This is a genomic window from Campylobacter sp. CNRCH_2014_2452 (assembly GCF_025772865.1).
Lineage (GTDB): Bacteria > Campylobacterota > Campylobacteria > Campylobacterales > Campylobacteraceae > Campylobacter_D > Campylobacter_D lari_D.
The window spans coordinates 100,829-116,326 of record NZ_JAKMSX010000001.1 but is presented as its reverse complement, the minus strand read 5'-3'; the positions used below and the strand labels follow the sequence as shown (position 1 = coordinate 116,326).

14 protein-coding genes are annotated in these 15,498 nt (G+C 28.2%); 11 read left to right on the top strand and 3 right to left on the bottom strand.

The window, feature by feature from the left end:
* Positions 1-109: 109 nt before the first annotated feature.
* On the bottom strand, positions 110-2,446 hold the full coding sequence (locus tag L8X38_RS00570; RefSeq protein WP_263660979.1) for an autotransporter outer membrane beta-barrel domain-containing protein: 2,337 nt from the start codon (positions 2,444-2,446) through the stop codon (positions 110-112).
* Between the two features lie 162 nt (positions 2,447-2,608).
* Between L8X38_RS00570 and glmU the strand changes: the two genes are divergently transcribed.
* Genes glmU through truA form a run of 7 tightly spaced genes read left to right on the top strand, consistent with a single transcriptional unit; the run spans position 2,609 to position 8,850 of the window.
* The gene (gene glmU / locus L8X38_RS00565; RefSeq protein WP_263660978.1) at positions 2,609-3,901 is read left to right on the top strand and encodes a bifunctional UDP-N-acetylglucosamine diphosphorylase/glucosamine-1-phosphate N-acetyltransferase GlmU; all 1,293 of its coding nucleotides are present in this window, start codon (positions 2,609-2,611) and stop codon (positions 3,899-3,901) included.
* Positions 3,898-5,061, top strand: coding sequence for a bifunctional phosphopantothenoylcysteine decarboxylase/phosphopantothenate--cysteine ligase CoaBC (gene coaBC, locus L8X38_RS00560; RefSeq protein ID WP_263660977.1), 1,164 nt, complete (start codon positions 3,898-3,900; stop codon positions 5,059-5,061). Before glmU ends, coaBC begins: the two co-directional genes overlap by 4 nt.
* Complete coding sequence (locus L8X38_RS00555) at positions 5,058-5,678, top strand: hypothetical protein (protein WP_263660976.1); 621 nt, start codon at positions 5,058-5,060, stop codon at positions 5,676-5,678. Before coaBC ends, L8X38_RS00555 begins: the two co-directional genes overlap by 4 nt.
* A 1-nt stretch (position 5,679) precedes the next feature.
* Entirely contained in the window at positions 5,680-6,348 is a 669-nt protein-coding gene (gene uppS, locus L8X38_RS00550) for a polyprenyl diphosphate synthase (protein WP_263660975.1), read from the top strand.
* Positions 6,345-7,094: a prepilin peptidase gene (locus tag L8X38_RS00545; RefSeq protein WP_263660974.1), complete on the top strand. Its 750-nt coding sequence runs from the start codon at positions 6,345-6,347 to the stop codon at positions 7,092-7,094. Before uppS ends, L8X38_RS00545 begins: the two co-directional genes overlap by 4 nt.
* Positions 7,091-8,116 (top strand): LptF/LptG family permease, encoded by a 1,026-nt coding sequence (locus L8X38_RS00540; protein ID WP_214100351.1) that lies wholly within the window; start codon positions 7,091-7,093, stop codon positions 8,114-8,116. Before L8X38_RS00545 ends, L8X38_RS00540 begins: the two co-directional genes overlap by 4 nt.
* Positions 8,116-8,850 (top strand): tRNA pseudouridine(38-40) synthase TruA, encoded by a 735-nt coding sequence (gene truA / locus L8X38_RS00535; protein ID WP_133318766.1) that lies wholly within the window; start codon positions 8,116-8,118, stop codon positions 8,848-8,850. Before L8X38_RS00540 ends, truA begins: the two co-directional genes overlap by 1 nt.
* Here the strand turns inward: truA and L8X38_RS00530 are convergent.
* Entirely contained in the window at positions 8,804-9,682 is an 879-nt protein-coding gene (locus L8X38_RS00530) for an EamA family transporter (RefSeq protein WP_263660096.1), read from the bottom strand. The genes truA and L8X38_RS00530 overlap by 47 nt on opposite strands.
* Before the next feature lies 1 nt (position 9,683).
* A complete protein-coding gene (locus tag L8X38_RS00525; RefSeq protein WP_263660973.1) occupies positions 9,684-10,136 on the bottom strand; it encodes a methylated-DNA--[protein]-cysteine S-methyltransferase in 453 nt (150 codons plus the stop codon).
* 108 nt (positions 10,137-10,244) lie between these two features.
* Between L8X38_RS00525 and L8X38_RS00520 the strand changes: the two genes are divergently transcribed.
* Genes L8X38_RS00520 through trmA form a run of 4 tightly spaced genes read left to right on the top strand, consistent with a single transcriptional unit; the run spans position 10,245 to position 15,001 of the window.
* Positions 10,245-11,492, top strand: a complete 1,248-nt coding sequence (locus tag L8X38_RS00520) for an ankyrin repeat domain-containing protein (protein ID WP_412175434.1) — start codon at positions 10,245-10,247, stop codon at positions 11,490-11,492.
* Complete coding sequence (locus L8X38_RS00515; protein ID WP_263659074.1) at positions 11,489-12,235, top strand: SDR family NAD(P)-dependent oxidoreductase; 747 nt, start codon at positions 11,489-11,491, stop codon at positions 12,233-12,235. The genes L8X38_RS00520 and L8X38_RS00515 overlap by 4 nt, the downstream gene beginning before the upstream one ends.
* Positions 12,236-12,250: 15 nt before the next feature.
* Entirely contained in the window at positions 12,251-13,963 is a 1,713-nt protein-coding gene (locus L8X38_RS00510; RefSeq protein ID WP_263660972.1) for a Na+/H+ antiporter NhaC family protein, read from the top strand.
* On the top strand, positions 13,964-15,001 hold the full coding sequence (gene trmA, locus L8X38_RS00505; protein WP_263660971.1) for a tRNA (uridine(54)-C5)-methyltransferase TrmA: 1,038 nt from the start codon (positions 13,964-13,966) through the stop codon (positions 14,999-15,001). It begins immediately after the preceding gene.
* Positions 15,002-15,498 lie beyond the last annotated feature (497 nt).

Genomic DNA, 15,498 nt, shown 5'->3' with positions numbered 1-15,498 from the left:
GCAATTTTACTCTTAAAAATGCAATTTATATGATTGAATTAATGGTTTATTTTTAAAATGCTAGAGTGAAAAACTCTAGCATTTAGGAGTTTCTCAAAAAATATTTTTTTTAGAATTTGTATTTAAAACCTACTTGACCACTTACATAAGTTTCATTTTTACCATCTGTTTTACCAGCTAGTATTTGTTTAGTTCCAACACCTGCATTTAGGCTAAATTGCTCGTTAATATCTACATTTCCACCTATGATGATTTGTCCATAAGTTTTTTTCTTATCATTACCTTTGATGATAAAATTTGAATTTGATCCAACAAATCCAGCTATATAATCATCTCCATTATTCATTACATATTGTTCTATTTTTGGAGTGATAAATAAATACGATGTTTCGCTCATATATTTTCTAAATTCAGCACCAAGTTCTAAAGATATGGAATTATTTGTCATACTTTGAACATCTTTTGCAAACATACCACTTTCTTTATAACTTGGAGTGTGTGCGTAGTAGTAATTTATACCAGCAAAAGGCTTGATGAATAATGATGATGAATTTGGATTAAAAATTCTACCAGCATTAGCACTTAAACCAAAGAATTTACTATCAAAATCAGCCTTATTAGAATCATTTAACATTACAACACTTTGATCTGTTGGAGAAATTTGCCCGTAAGCTCTTAGATTAATTTCCCATTGATCGTTTGGATTAATTAAAGAATAAATACCAAATTGATAGTTATCTGATTTTTGTTCCATAACTCCATCTTTGATAGTTGAATCAGCATAAGTAAAGTAAAAACCAAGCAAAGCATTATCATTGATTTTTCTATCAGCACCTAGTGTAAATCCATATAAAGCACCACTATCTCCATCTATGATATTTGCACCACCAAAAACATTACCCCAAAAGCTATTATTAAATGAAGAATTTCCATAATAATTATAAACATCGCTTGCTAGTGCTGCTATATGGGTTGTAGCAAATTTTTCTACTAAAGTTTTATCTTGATAAGGATTTGAAAGTTTTGCTATTCTTGTTCCAATTGCTAGGTCATTTGCTACACCTATAGATGAATTAACAGAAGAATTTTGAGCATTATTTACTATAGCTTTTGCACTTGCTTTTGTATTTGTGGTAAGTGTGTTTAGATTTTTTCCTGTGGTATCTAGAGTGAGTGCTGCGATAGTATCATTGCTAAGTTTAGAATCTAAAATACTATTTAGCATATTTACAGCTAAATTTTTATTTTCTAAGCTAACATCTTTCATATTTTCAACTAAATCACTACCATCAAATTTTCCACCATTATTTTGTATATCTTGGATTTGTTGTTCTAATTTTTTAATTTGTTCTTGCAGTTCTTTTTCTGCTTGTGCTATGGCTTCAAGCATAGCATCATCGCCAATATATCCTGGTTTTTGGTAGGAATTTTTGTTATATTCTTCATCATATTCTATATTCTTTTTTATATTCTCAAAAGTATCTAAGGCTTCTTTTCTAATATCAATTTCAGATTTTAATATTTTTGATAAATCTCTTACATTTTCATTAGCACCACCGCTAATTAAAAGACTTTTGCCATCATTAGAAACACTAAGTTTATAATCTGTAAATTGAGCCAAATCAGTATCTTCAAAAAATACATTTTTTGGTAGTAAATTGCTTGTTTCAAGCATGCTTGTTATATCTTTAGTATATAGTGCCGTTACTAAGTTTTTATCTATATCTTGGTTAAAACTACCTGTAGTTTTTATAGCTACATAGTTGTTTATACCTAAATTTGAAACACTATTTGTGCTTATACCTATAGCTGAATCTTTTATATTTACATCTCCATCTACAGAGATTAAGCCACCTTTTTTATTTGCATCAAATATACCAATAAAAGAATTATTTACATTTAAATTTCCTTGTATGCTCATATAGCCATCTTTTTCGCCATATCCATTCCATACATTTAAAGCAGGTCTATCAAGTTCTTCGTTGCTTATATTATCATTTGTTATAGGTGAGCTGCCTTTTAGTGTAACATTTCCTTTTATATTAAAAGCTTTATTTGCTTCTAAGGTAGCTCTATCAGAATTTAAAATGATTTCTTTTGCTTCTAAATTAACACTATATAAATCATATTTTGCTTCATTAGTTGAAGTGCTACCTACATCTATCCAGTCTGAATCAGATCCTATGGTTAAAACGCCACTTGTTTTGATGTTAAATTCATTTATAGGTTTATCATTATTTTCTCCACCATAGTATGATTGAATATCTGAAGGACTTATTTTTAATTCTATATTTTCTTTAGAATCTAAACTCCAAATTCCATCTTTATAGTTAAAAAAATCAGAAAAATTTCCATGATTTATCTCTTGAGCTAAAGCAGCACCGCTTAATAAAGCACTAATGCTAACTCCCATTAAAACTTTACTTGTGTAATAAGAAAGTTTCATTTGATTACTCCTTGTAAATTTAAATTGAAAAAAAGCATTATACCCCCCCCATAAATTTAAGTTTAAAGTAAATGAAAATCTGTAAAAAACAAATAACAACTAGTAAGAATTTTTACTTTAGCTTGTTAAAATAAGCAATAATTTTTAAAACAAAGGTAAATTATGAAAATTTCTGTGCTTATTTTGGCTGCTGGACTTGGCACGCGTATGAAATCACAAAATCCAAAAGTGCTTCAAAAAATTTGCTCAAAAGCAATGATTTTACATATTTTAAAACAAGCATATAAAATTAGTGATGATGTATGTGTGGTGCTTTCTCATCAAAAAGAAAAGGTTGAACAAGTTGTTTTAGAGCATTTTCCAAATACACGCTTTTTAGAACAAGACTTGCAAAATTTTCCAGGTACTGCAGGGGCTTTAAGGGGTTATGAGAGTAAGCATGAAAAAGTGTTGATTTTATGTGGCGATATGCCTTTGGTTAAAGTAGATGATTTAGAAAAAATAGCTTTAAATGAGAGTGATTTTAATGTGGCAGTTTTTGAGGCAAAAGATCCAAAAAGTTATGGAAGAATAGTTTTAAAAGAAAATAAAATTCAAAAAATAGTAGAAACAAAAGATGCAAGCAAAGAAGAACTTGCTATAAACATTTGCAATAGTGGTGTTTATGCTATAAAAGCACAAATTTTAAAAGAAGTATTGCCTTTGATAAAAAATGATAATAAAGCTAAAGAGTATTATTTAACCGATGCGGTTTATTTAGCAAAAGAAAAGGGCTATGAAATCGATGCGGTGTTTGTAAATGAGCAAGATTTTATGGGGGTAAATGATAAAATTGAGCTTTGCCTAGCTCAAGATCTTATGCAGGAAGCGATTAAAAAAGAATGGATGAAGCAAGGAGTGATTTTTCACATGCCTGCGACGACTTTTATTTCAGATGAAGTTGAGTTTGTAGGTGAGTGTGAAGTGTATGAAAATGTGCGTATAGAGGGAAAATCAAAAATCATTAATTCTATCATCAAAAGTTCAAGTGTGATTGAAGATAGTATAGTAGAAAATAGCGATGTAGGGCCTTTAGCGCATTTGCGTCCAAAATGCCAGCTTAAAAATACCCATATAGGAAATTTCGTAGAATGTAAAAATGCTTTATTAAATGGAGTTAAAGCAGGGCATTTGAGTTATTTAGGGGATTGTGAGATAGATGAGGGAACTAATATAGGTTGTGGTACTATCACTTGTAATTATGATGGGGTTAAAAAGCATAAGACCAAAATAGGTAAAAATGTTTTTGTGGGTTCAGATACGCAATTTATCGCTCCGGTTGAGATAAAAGATGAGGTAATCATCGCAGCAGGAAGTACTGTGTGTAAGGATGTAGAAAAAGGCTCTTTGTATATTAATAGAGCAAAGACGCAAATTATAGAAGATTTTTACTATAAAAAACTAGGTAAAAAATGAAAACAATCTTACTAGCAGTAAGTGGAAGCATAGCCTTTTATAAAGCTTATGAGCTTATTTCTTTATTAAAAAAAGAAGGTTTTAGGGTTAAAGTTTTACTAAGTTTGGGAGTTTTAAAATTTGGCACTAAGCTTAGCTTTGAAGCTTTAGCGGATGAAGTTTTATGTGAAGATAATGAAAGTTGGCAAAATACTAATAATCACATAGCTTTTAGCAAGACTTGCGATTGTGTACTTTTTGCGCCTGCTAGTATAAATTCTATTAATAAATTAAACTATGGTATAGCAGATAATTTATTTATTCAAACTTTAATAGCAGTAGATAAAAATAAACCATTTTTAATCGCACCCGCTGCAAATACAAACATGTATTTACATTTTAGCACTCAAAATTCTTTAAAAAATTTAAAAGAGCAAGGTTGTATTATCATTGATCCTATAGTTAAAACTCTAGCTTGTAAAGATGAAGGATTAGGAGCTTTGGCTGAGCTTGATAGTATTATAAATGCTTTAAAAAGAAGTCTAATGCAAGAAGATTTTTTTAAAGATAAAAGTTTTATTGTAAGTGGTGGTGGCACTAAAGAAAAAATTGATGATGTAAGATGTATTAGTAATTTTTCAAGTGGAAAAATGGCAAAGGCGGTTGCCGATGCCTTGTATTTTTTAGGTGCTAAAGTAGTGTTAGTTAGCTCAGTAGGGCTTAAAACACCTTATAAATTAGAAAAATTTGAATCTTCTTTAGAACTAAAAGAAAAATTGCAAAAATACAAAGATTTTGATGCTTTAATTATGGCTGCTGCTGTGAGTGATTTTACTCTAAAAGCTTATAAGGGTAAGATTAAGAAAAATGAGCATTTAAACGGACTTGATTTAAAATTAAAGCTTAATGAGGATATCTTAAAAAATTTAGATTTTAAAGGCAAAAAAATAGGCTTTAAGATGGAATTTGATGAGCAAAATGCTTTAGAAAATGCTAAAAAATCTTTAGTTGGTAAAAATTTAGATATGGTGTGTTTAAATGTCTTAAATGAGCAAATGAACTTTGGAAGTGATGAAAATAGCATTTGTTTTATCACTAAAGATAGCATCTCTCAAAGTTCTAAACAAAGCAAAGAAAAACTTGGTTTTATTTTAGCACAAGAATTAAGGAAGCTTTGGTGAATATCATCAACTCAACCTTACCTGTAAGAATGCAAATTTTAGAAAAACGCGCATATAATCGCTATGTATTGCTTTTAAACACTAAAAAGCTTGAAACAAAAAGTTTGATAGAGCTTGAAGTAGGGGAGGAGTATTTAGCTGAAGTTTATGAAGACAAAGGCGTGATTTCTTTTAAAAATCTTTTGAAAAAGCCTAAAATTAGACTTTTTGAAGAAGGGACTGAACTTATAGAAAAGCTTTTACAAGAAGGTGATGAAAAAGCTTGGTATAAAAAATTCATTATCCAAAGACTTATGGAAAGCAAAAGCGCATATGAGTTTGAAATTTATAAGGAAATGTTTTTTGCGTTTTTTGAAGGAATTTATCATATACCTTTTGTTTATGAGGGAAATAGAGCTTTATTTGAAGCTAAGAAAAATGGAAATATTTTAGAGGTATATTTGTATTTTGAAATTTTTGGTGCTTTAAAAATTATAATTGATAATGGTAAAATCATACGCATACAAACACCTTTTGCCAAAGTAGCACATTTTTTAAACGAGTATTTTAAATTTGAAGTAGTTAATACGCTCAATCCTATGTTTGTTTTTAAAAGATTGATGGATATAAAGGGATAGAATGAATGAGTTAAAGCATCTTGCTGTAGTAATGGATGGTAATAGAAGATGGGCTAGAAAAAATGGACTTTTAGAAAAAATTGGTTATAGTCAAGGTGCTAAAGTTGTTGAAAAAATTATAGAAGTATGTATAGATGAAAAAATTCAAAATCTAACCCTTTATGCTTTTAGTACAGAAAATTGGCAAAGACCAAAAGAAGAAGTGGAGTTTCTTTTTAAGCTGTTAAATAAATATCTTGATGAATCTTTAAATAAATTTATAGCTAATGAAGTGCGTTTTAAAGCCATAGGAAATTTAAGTCTTTTAGATGAATTAACCTTAAAAAAAATACAAAATTTTCAAGAACAAACTAAAAATTACACAAAATTATGCGTAAATTTAGCTATTTCTTACGGAGGCAAGGATGAAATAGTTAGAGCGGTTAAAAAGGTGATTGAAAAAAATCTTGAAATTAATGAAGCAAATATACAAGCAAATCTTGACTTAAGTGAAGATGTGGATTTGTTTTTAAGGGTAGGGAGTGCTAAAAGAATTTCAAATTTTTTATTATGGCAGTCAAGTTATGCAGAAATTTATTTTAGTCAAACTTTATTTCCTGCACTTACTAAAAAAGAAATCACAAATATCATTACTGAGTTTAAAAAACGCAAAAGAACCTTTGGTAAATGATATTTTTATTTTTATCACTAGGGCTTTGTGTGGGTTCTTTTGTCAATGTTTTGATTTTAAGAACGATTAATAAAGAAAGCATAATAAGCCCAAGATCAAAATGCCCTAAGTGTTTTAAAACTTTGAAATTTTATCATCTTTTTCCTTTATTATCTTTTGTATTTTTAAAAGGCAAATGTGCTTTTTGTAAAGAAAGAATTTCTTTGATTTATCCTTTTAATGAATTTATTTGTGCGTGTTTGTTTGTCTTTGCTTTTTATTTAATCGAAGATGTTTTTCAAATTTTAATTTTTGCTTGTATGCTAGCTGTATTACTAGCACTTTCTTGGATGGATTATTATCTAAAAGCAGTGAGTGAGCTTTGGCTTTGGATTTTGTTTGTTTTAGCTTTTTGTTTTGATTTTTTGCAAAATGGTTTAAATTTAGAGGATTTTCAAGATAGCTTTTTATTTAGAGTGTGTTTTGGAGCGGGGTTAATTTTCATACTAAAAAGTGTGATTAATTTTATTAAAAATTTTAAAAAAAGAGATGAAATTTTAGAAAGTTTAGGGGAAGGTGATGTTATAATAATAGCTTTGATTTTTGGAATTTTTGGCTATGAAAAAGGCTTTTTGATTTTATTTATTGCAAGTTTTTTAAGTCTTTTGATGTTTATAAAAATAGCCAAGAAAGATTATCAAATGCCTATGATTCCTTTTTTATTTTGTGGAATTTTGATTAATCTAAGTGTAGAAAGTATATTATGAAACTAGTTTATAAGTATTTGCTTAATCAGTTTTTAAGTACAATGTTATCTTTATTTTTTACTTTATTTATTATTGTTTCGATTATTTTTTTTATACAACTTGCTAAAATTACCGCTTATATTGAAATTACTTTTTTTGAATTAATCAAATTATATATTTTTCTTTTACCAAAGATATTAATTTTTACTCTACCCATATCTTTTTTCATAGCTTTGACTTTGGCCTTTTATAGACTTTCTAGGGAAAATGAAAGCACAGTGCTGTTTGCTTTGAGTATAGCTCCAAGCATGATAGCAAGTTTTTTTGCAAAAATTGCAGCTTTAGTAAGTGCTTTTATGCTTGTGGTGGTCTTGGTTTTTATACCTATATCTTTTGAACTTTTTGATAATTTTGTAGATTATAAAAAAATTAGTGCTAAAGTAAGTATAAAAACAGGGGAATTTGGACAAAGATATGGAGAATGGCTTGTTTTTATCGATGCCAAAAATTCTGATGAAACTTATAAAAATATCATAATGTATCATCCAAAGAAAAACCCACAAGATAAAGAACAAGTGATTTTAGCTAAAGAAGGAAAGTTAGAAACAAATGATGGGGTTATTACTTTTAAGCTAGATGAAGGAAAAGCTTATGAGATTAAAGAAGAAGATTGGCATATTTCTAGTTTTAAAAATTTATTAATTAAAAGCAAACTTTCTTCTAAAGAATTAAATACTCAAAGTTTTTATGGGTATTGGTCTGATGTAACAAGCAATAAAGAAAAAGCAAAAGAATTTGTTATTTATATTCTTATAGCTTTATTTCCTTTAGCTAGTGTGCTTTTTGCACTCTCTTTTGGTATAGTAACTTATCGTTATGAAAAAGGTTTTGCTTATTTTGGAATTTTTGTGATTATTTTTGCCTATTTTACGCTTTTGATTAGTTTTTATAATCCTCCTTTTGTAGCTATTGCTGTGATTTTTTCAAGCTTTTTAATTACTTCTTTGTTTTATTTTAAAGCAAAAATTGCAAGTAAGTATTAATGCTTTTAAAATTAACTTTTTCTTATGATGGTTCTAAATTTCAAGGTTCAGCCACCCAGCCACATAAGCTTAGTGTTCAAGATACCTTAGCGCAGGCCTTGTCGCATTTGGGTATTTATGAAAAGCCTTTATTTGCTTCAAGAACTGATAAAGGTGTGCATGCATTTAATGCAGTCGCTTGCGTAAAAGCGGGAGAACATTTTAAGGATTTTGTATATTTAAAAAATAAAATCAATCATTTTGCACACCCATTTATACATATAAAGCATATCCAAAGAATGCAAGAAAATTTCCAAGTGCGTTTTGATGTGCAAAAAAGAGCATATCGCTATATTATAAGTCATGGAAAATATAATCCCTTTTTAGCCTCATATGTGTATTTTTATCCAAAAATAAATATTAAATTAGCCAAGGAAATTGCTTTTTTATTTGAAGGAGAGCATAATTTTAAACTCTTTCAAAAAGAAGGCTCTGATAATAAAACAAGTATAAGAAAAATGTATAAAACTAGAGTTTATGCTTATAAAAATTACACTGTGTTTTATTTTGAAGCAAATGGTTTTTTAAGATCTCAAATTAGAATGATGATGGCAAGTATTTTAAAAGTATTAGAAGGAAAAATGAGCAAAAATGAGCTTTTAGATCAAATCAATGCCAAAAAAGCTCATTGTAGATTTTTAGCTCCTGCTAGTGGTTTGTATTTGAGTAAGATTTCTTATTATAATAATGCATGATTTTTTTATGTATAAAAAATGAAAAAAGAATGATCAAGGTTCCTATGCAAAAAGGTAGTAGCTCTACATCTACTCCAAAAATACTCATATTGATAAAAATACTTATAGGTATAATAGCATTATTCATCAAAGCTAAAACCCCGCTATCTACTTCAGTGGAGCCTTTGTTCCATAAAAAATATCCAAATCCTGAAGCAATAGTTCCAAGATAAATCAAAGCTATCCAAGAACTTAAATTGGATGGTAAATTATTATAATCTCCAAAAAATAAAAAAGCAGGTAGGGTTATACTAGTTGCGCCTAAATAAAAATAAGCGAAAGCTTCTTTTTGATTTAAATTTGTATTTTTTTCTAATAAAATTTTATAAAAACTTTGTCCAGCGCCAAATACTAAATTAGCTCCTTGAATAAGTAAAAAACCATATAAAAAATTAGAGTTAATATTATCAAATTTAACTACAAAAGCACCTACAATACATATAAAAATACTTATAAAATATAAATATCTAAGATTTTTTGAAAAAAGCCCATAAAAAAGTACAACATAAAAAGGTGTAAAAATAGTAAAAAGTGCCACTTCGCTTACACTTAAATATAAAAAAGAATGATAATAAAATAAATTCATCACACCAAGTTGTAAAGCTCCAATGCTTATGAGTTTTAGTTTTAAATGCAAATTCAGCTTAAAATTTAAAAAAGGTAAAAATACTAATAAAGACAAAAAAACTTTTGCAAATGCAGCAAAAAAACTATCCATTTCTAAGGTTATAAAATGCCCAATTAATGGAAAAGAAAAAGCCCAAATAAAACTTGCTAGTAATAAACTTGGCATTTTAAAGCACACCTTCTAATTTAAGTAAAGCTTCTTTGATAAATAAACCACCATTGTATCCGCCTAAGTGATTTTTAGCTACCACTCTATGACAAGGTATAAAAATTGCAAGTTTGTTTTTAGAATTTGCATTGCCTACCGCTCTAAAAGCTTTTGGATGATTGACAAAAGAAGCAATTTCTTGATATGTTTTAGTTTGTCCATAGGGAATTTTAATTAAAGCTTTATATACTTTTTGCTCAAATTCGCTCCCCTGAAGAGCTAGGGGTGTGTTAAAGAAAAAAAGTTTTTTATTAAAATAAAGGTCTAACTCTTCTAAGGCTTGTTCTAAAATAGTGTGTTTATCTTTAGTAAAATTGGGCTTATATGTTATAAAATCAACATTGATAAGTTTATTTTCATTGCTCTGCAAAAGAATATAAGCAAAACTAGCTTTGTAAAAACTTTGATACATTTTTTCCTCATTTTAAAATAATCATTGTATGAATTTTAAATTAATTAATTGTTATTAAAGCAAAAATTTAGTTAAAATAGTGATTTAATTTATATCAAAGGAAAATATTTGAGGATTTTATTATTTAGTTTGATTATAAGTTTAAATGCATTAGCTTTAGATTACACTTGCGGGTATGTCAAAGAAAATAAGATGGATTTTTTTAAAGAGTTTAAACCACAAGTTTCTCAAGATTTTGCTCAAGTAGATTTAAATTGCGATTTTTCTTTAAAAAATAGTCAAATTACAAAAAGATTATATGAGCTTGCTAATGAAATTAGAGGAAGTAATAGTGCCTGTATGGGAGGGGAATATTTTAGCGATTTGAGAAAATTTGATTTTAAATTATTAGAAATTGCGCTTGATCCGCAAGTTTATCAAAAAACTTTACAAGATCCTATAATACTTGAAGAAAAATTTGCAAAATTAAAAGCTTATTTTAGATTTTGGGCTTATCAAAGTATAGGAAATTTTAAGCTCTTTAAGGAATTTTGGAAAGAGTATAATAATGCGATTAATCCTTTAACAAAATATTTTCAAAACGAATTTAATCTGGATAAAGCAAGTGCTATTTACTTTGCTAGTAATGCTTTGAATGAATTTTTAAATTGGGCAGTTGGTGAGACTAAAATCTTTAAAGATATTTCGGACTTTGAAAAATTTGTGGCTAATAAAAACAACTCTTTAGAACAAATAAAAGAATATATTTATTCTAAAAAAATTAGCAATTTAGAATTAAATAATGGTTTTAAATCTGCTTTGTTAAACAATAGAGAAAGTCAAATTATAAGTGAGTTTATAAAATTAGGTGTAAAAATAAATGAAGGTTATGAGTCTGCTTTGTTTTTTGCATTAGATAGTGCAGATAATGTCAAGCTTTTATTAGAAAATGGAGCTATTATTGATTATAGAAATTCTTTTGGAAAAACACCTTTGTTTTATGCAGTTGAATATAACAATTATAAGGTCGCAAAAGTTTTGTTAGAAAATGGAGCTAATGTAAATCAAAAATACATTAACGATAATGAAAAACTTTCTATTACTAGTATGGGAAGCAATACGCCATATTTCATTACTTTATGTGCACTTGAGCATACTTCTAAAAATATTTTTATGCATGGAGCAAACTATGCAGATGTAAAAATGCTTAAGTTACTTATAGATTACAAAGCAAATTATAAAGAAATTGATGATTTGGGATTTAACGCTCTTGATTTTGCCATAATTGCAAAAAAAGAACAAAATATTAAATATCTAAAAAAACTTGGTTTAAAGGAAAATGAGAATTTGATGCTATATGAAGAGACACAACCATGAAAACTGCTTTAATAACTGGAGTAAGTTCAGGTTTTGGACTAGAGAGTTTAAAAGCTTTGATAGAACTTGATTATAAAGTTATAGCTATAGCAAGACGCAAAGATAGATTAGAAAAACTACAAGAGCTTTATGGGGATAAAATTTATCCCATAGAACTTGATGTTAGAGATAAACAAGCAGTTTTTGCATCAATTGAAAATTTACCTCAAGATTTTGGCAATATTTCTTTGCTTATTAACAACGCAGGTCTTGCTTTAGGTTTAAATGAATTTGATTCTTTGGATATTGAAGATATTGAAGCCATGGTAGATACTAATATCAAAGGCTTTTTATATGTAGCAAGAGCTGCTTTACCTTTACTTAGAAAAGTAAAAAATGCCCACATAATTAATCTTGGCTCAATTGCAGCTAATGTGCCTTATTATGGAGGTAATGTTTATTGTGGAACCAAGGCTTTTGTGGCACAATTTTCCAAAGCTTTAAGAACGGATTTGCGTGGAAGTAATATAAAAGTAACAAATATTGCTCCAGGACTTTGTAAAACTGAATTTAGTGAAGTGAGATTTAAAGGTGATATTAAAAAAGCTGATGAGGTTTATGAAAATACTAAATATATCAAAGCTGAAGATATAGCAAAAATTATTACTTTTATTATTAGCTTGCCTGAGCATATTAATATTAATGAAATAGAGCTTATGCCTGTGACTCAAACTTGGGCGGGAACTTTTAGCGAAAAAATATAAAAACTAAGGATAATTATGAAAATTTTTTATTTATTATTAGCTCCTTTGTTGTTATTTGCTGATGCACAAGCAAATGCAGAACTTTTTGGAGCTTGGACGCTTTTACCACCGGTGATAGCTATTATTTTAGCTTTTGTTACTAAAGATGTAGTACTTTCGTTATTTATTGGTGCATTAAGTGGTACTTTTATGTTAGGACTTATTGAAAATAGTATTTACCATGCTATCATAGCTTCTTTTACAGGCTTTATTTCTAAAGTGGTAAATGCTATGGCAAGTCCTGGTAATGCAGGAATTTTATTGCAAGTTTTAACCATAGGTGGTGTTGTAGCTCTTATTACTAAAACAGGGGGGACAAAAGCAGTAGCTCTTTGGCTTTCTACTAAAGCTAAACAAGCAAAAAGCTCACAATTTGCTACTTGGTGTATGGGAATTTTTATTTTCTTTGATGATTATGCCAATTCATTAATCGTAGGTCCTATCATGCGTCCGGTAACAGATAAATTTAGAGTAAGCCGTGAAAAACTTGCTTTTATTATGGATGCAACTGCAGCACCAATTACCGGTCTTGCTATCATTTCTACTTGGATAGGACTTGAAATTTCTTTAATTCGTAGCGGATATGATCTAATTGATAATGCAACTTTTGCACATTTAGGTGTAGTAAAAGAAGAAATTAACGCTTTTGAAATCTTTGTACAAACCTTACCTTATAGATTTTATAATCTTTTTATGTTGATTTTTGTTGTTTTGACTATTTATACAGGTAGGGAATTTGGACCTATGTTAAAAGCTGAGCTTAGAGCTAGAGCGGGTAAATTTTCTCATGGTCATGAACAAATTGATAATATAGAAGATAAGGTCTTAGAGCCAAAAGAGCATGTAAAATTACAAGCTTCTAATGCTATTATACCTTTGGCTGTTTTGATTGTGTTTTCATTTATAGGTTTTTATTTTAGTGGTTATAATGCCTTAGATGATGTGAGTGTTAAAGCACAAATTGATGCAGCACCGCTTAGTTTATTTGCTTTTAGAGAGACTTTTGGCGCAGCTGATGCTTCAGTTGTATTGTTTCAAGCAGCACTTTTAGCTACCATAGTAGCTATTATTTTGGGAATGTATAGAAAAATATTTACTTTAAAAGAAGCTATTGCGGTTTGGACTCATGGCTGGAGAACTATGATTATGACTGTGATTATTTTACTTTGTGCATGGTCATTAGCTTCTGTGATTAAAGATTTGGGGACTTCTAAATATTTAATTGACTTATTTTCAGATAAAACACCTCTTTATTTGCTTCCTACAGCAATTTTTATTTTTGCTTCTATTATTTCTTTTTCAACGGGAACTAGTTATGGAACTATGGGTATTTTAATGCCTTTGGCTATTCCTTTAGCTATGGCTGTTGGGGTTCATAATGAATTAAGCGGAGCAGAGTTACACCAATATATGATTATTAATATTTCAGGGGTTTTAACAGGAGCTATTTTTGGAGATCATTGCTCGCCAATTTCTGATACAACTATACTTTCGTCTATGGGAAGTAAGTGTGATCTTTTAGCTCATGTTAGTACACAAATGCCTTATGCTTTGAGTGTTTGTGCTATTAGTATACTTTGTGGTTATTTACCGGTAGCATTAGGACTTAATGTGTGGCTAGGACTTGTTTTTGGAATCTTAGCTATGATAGTTTTACTTTTTGTGGTTGGCAAAAAGGTAGATGCGTAAATGCATTTTGAAGAAAAAATTGCTTTAAACAAAGCATTGTTTTCTTCTTTATATGATGGAGAAATTCAGTGCTTTAAATCACCTTTAAAAGCTTATAGAACTAGGGCGGAATTTTCTATATATCATCATGAAAATGGGAAAATTTCTTATGCAATGTTTGAAAATAAGAAAAAAATTCCTATTGAAAATTTTGATATAGCAGATGAAAAAATTCAAAAATATATGCCTATTTTATTAAATAATCTAAATGAAAATTTAAAACAAAAGCTTTTTGGAGTAGAGTTTTTAGCTACAAAATTAGATTTAAGTATAACTTTACTTTTCCATAAAAATATAGAGCTAATTGCACAAGATTTACAAGAATTAGCAGAAAAATTAAACCTTAAGCTCATAGCAAGAAGTAGGGGTAAAAAACTTGTATTTAATGGAGAAAATTTAAGACAAATTTTAAACATCAATACAAATGAATTTTCATATGAGTTTAATAATGATTGTTTTATCCAACCCAATACTTTTATTAATGAAAAGATGATCGAATGGGTTGTATCTTGTGTAGAGAGTGATTTTAAGCAAGATTTATTAGAGCTTTATTGTGGTTATGGAAATTTTACTATAGCTTTAGCAAGAAATTTTAAAAAAGTTTTAGCAACTGAAATTTCTAAGAAAAATATTGAGTTTGCTTTAAAAAATTGCGTTTTAAATTCTATTGAAAATATAACTTTTACAAGGCTTTCTAGTGAAGAGTTAAGTCAAGCATTGAAAAAAGAAAGGGAATTTAATCGCTTAAAAGACATAGATTTAGATGGTTTTAAAATATCTCATGTCTTAGTTGATCCTCCAAGAGCAGGACTTGATTTAAGCGTGATCGAACTTATTAAAAATTATGAAAATATCATTTATATATCGTGCAATCCTATCACTTTAAAAGAAAACCTTGAGAAATTATGCAAAACTCATAAAATATCCAAATTTGCATTTTTTGATCAATTTGCAAACACAAATCATCTTGAATGTGGTGTTTATTTGAAAATCAAATAACAATATAAAACATTAATTTTGCACATATTACAATAATTATAGTAAAAATAAATACAATAGGGTGAATATATGCATGAAAAGGATTTTGTTTTTTTAAGATTATTTTATAAAAAAGAGAAAATAGTATTAATATAAAAATACAAAAAGCAAAGAATATTTTGCAAATAAATATCCAATTTAATGAATTTAAGTGAAAATGAGCTAAATATAAACCGCTAAGAAATAAAATCAATACAATAGGTGGCATTATTTTAATTGTATTTTTTATATCCAAATTTAATTTTCTTAATAAGAATACATCGGTAAATAAAAATCCTATAAAAAATATAGCACAAAATAAATGTATTATTAGTATATAAGGATAAATATCGATCATGATTACAACCTTTATTGCGATAATTTTTAATATTTTACAATACTCAGTGGTAAAATTTATTGACTTATGTTAAATTATATTAAGCATTATAAAATAATAATGCAAGTTTTATTAGTATAAA

Bases quoted from the DNA above. Each gene is read 5' to 3' on its own strand.
- L8X38_RS00570 (WP_263660979.1), bottom strand. From the start codon at position 2,446: ATGAAACTTTCTTATTACACAAGTAAAGTTTTAATGGGAGTTAGCATT.
- glmU (WP_263660978.1), top strand. From the start codon at position 2,609: ATGAAAATTTCTGTGCTTATTTTGGCTGCTGGACTTGGCACGCGTATG.
- coaBC (WP_263660977.1), top strand. From the start codon at position 3,898: ATGAAAACAATCTTACTAGCAGTAAGTGGAAGCATAGCCTTTTATAAA.
- uppS (WP_263660975.1), top strand. From the start codon at position 5,680: ATGAATGAGTTAAAGCATCTTGCTGTAGTAATGGATGGTAATAGAAGA.
- L8X38_RS00545 (WP_263660974.1), top strand. From the start codon at position 6,345: ATGATATTTTTATTTTTATCACTAGGGCTTTGTGTGGGTTCTTTTGTC.
- L8X38_RS00540 (WP_214100351.1), top strand. From the start codon at position 7,091: ATGAAACTAGTTTATAAGTATTTGCTTAATCAGTTTTTAAGTACAATG.
- truA (WP_133318766.1), top strand. From the start codon at position 8,116: ATGCTTTTAAAATTAACTTTTTCTTATGATGGTTCTAAATTTCAAGGT.
- L8X38_RS00530 (WP_263660096.1), bottom strand. From the start codon at position 9,682: ATGCCAAGTTTATTACTAGCAAGTTTTATTTGGGCTTTTTCTTTTCCA.
- L8X38_RS00525 (WP_263660973.1), bottom strand. From the start codon at position 10,136: ATGTATCAAAGTTTTTACAAAGCTAGTTTTGCTTATATTCTTTTGCAG.
- L8X38_RS00515 (WP_263659074.1), top strand. From the start codon at position 11,489: ATGAAAACTGCTTTAATAACTGGAGTAAGTTCAGGTTTTGGACTAGAG.
- L8X38_RS00510 (WP_263660972.1), top strand. From the start codon at position 12,251: ATGAAAATTTTTTATTTATTATTAGCTCCTTTGTTGTTATTTGCTGAT.
- trmA (WP_263660971.1), top strand. From the start codon at position 13,964: ATGCATTTTGAAGAAAAAATTGCTTTAAACAAAGCATTGTTTTCTTCT.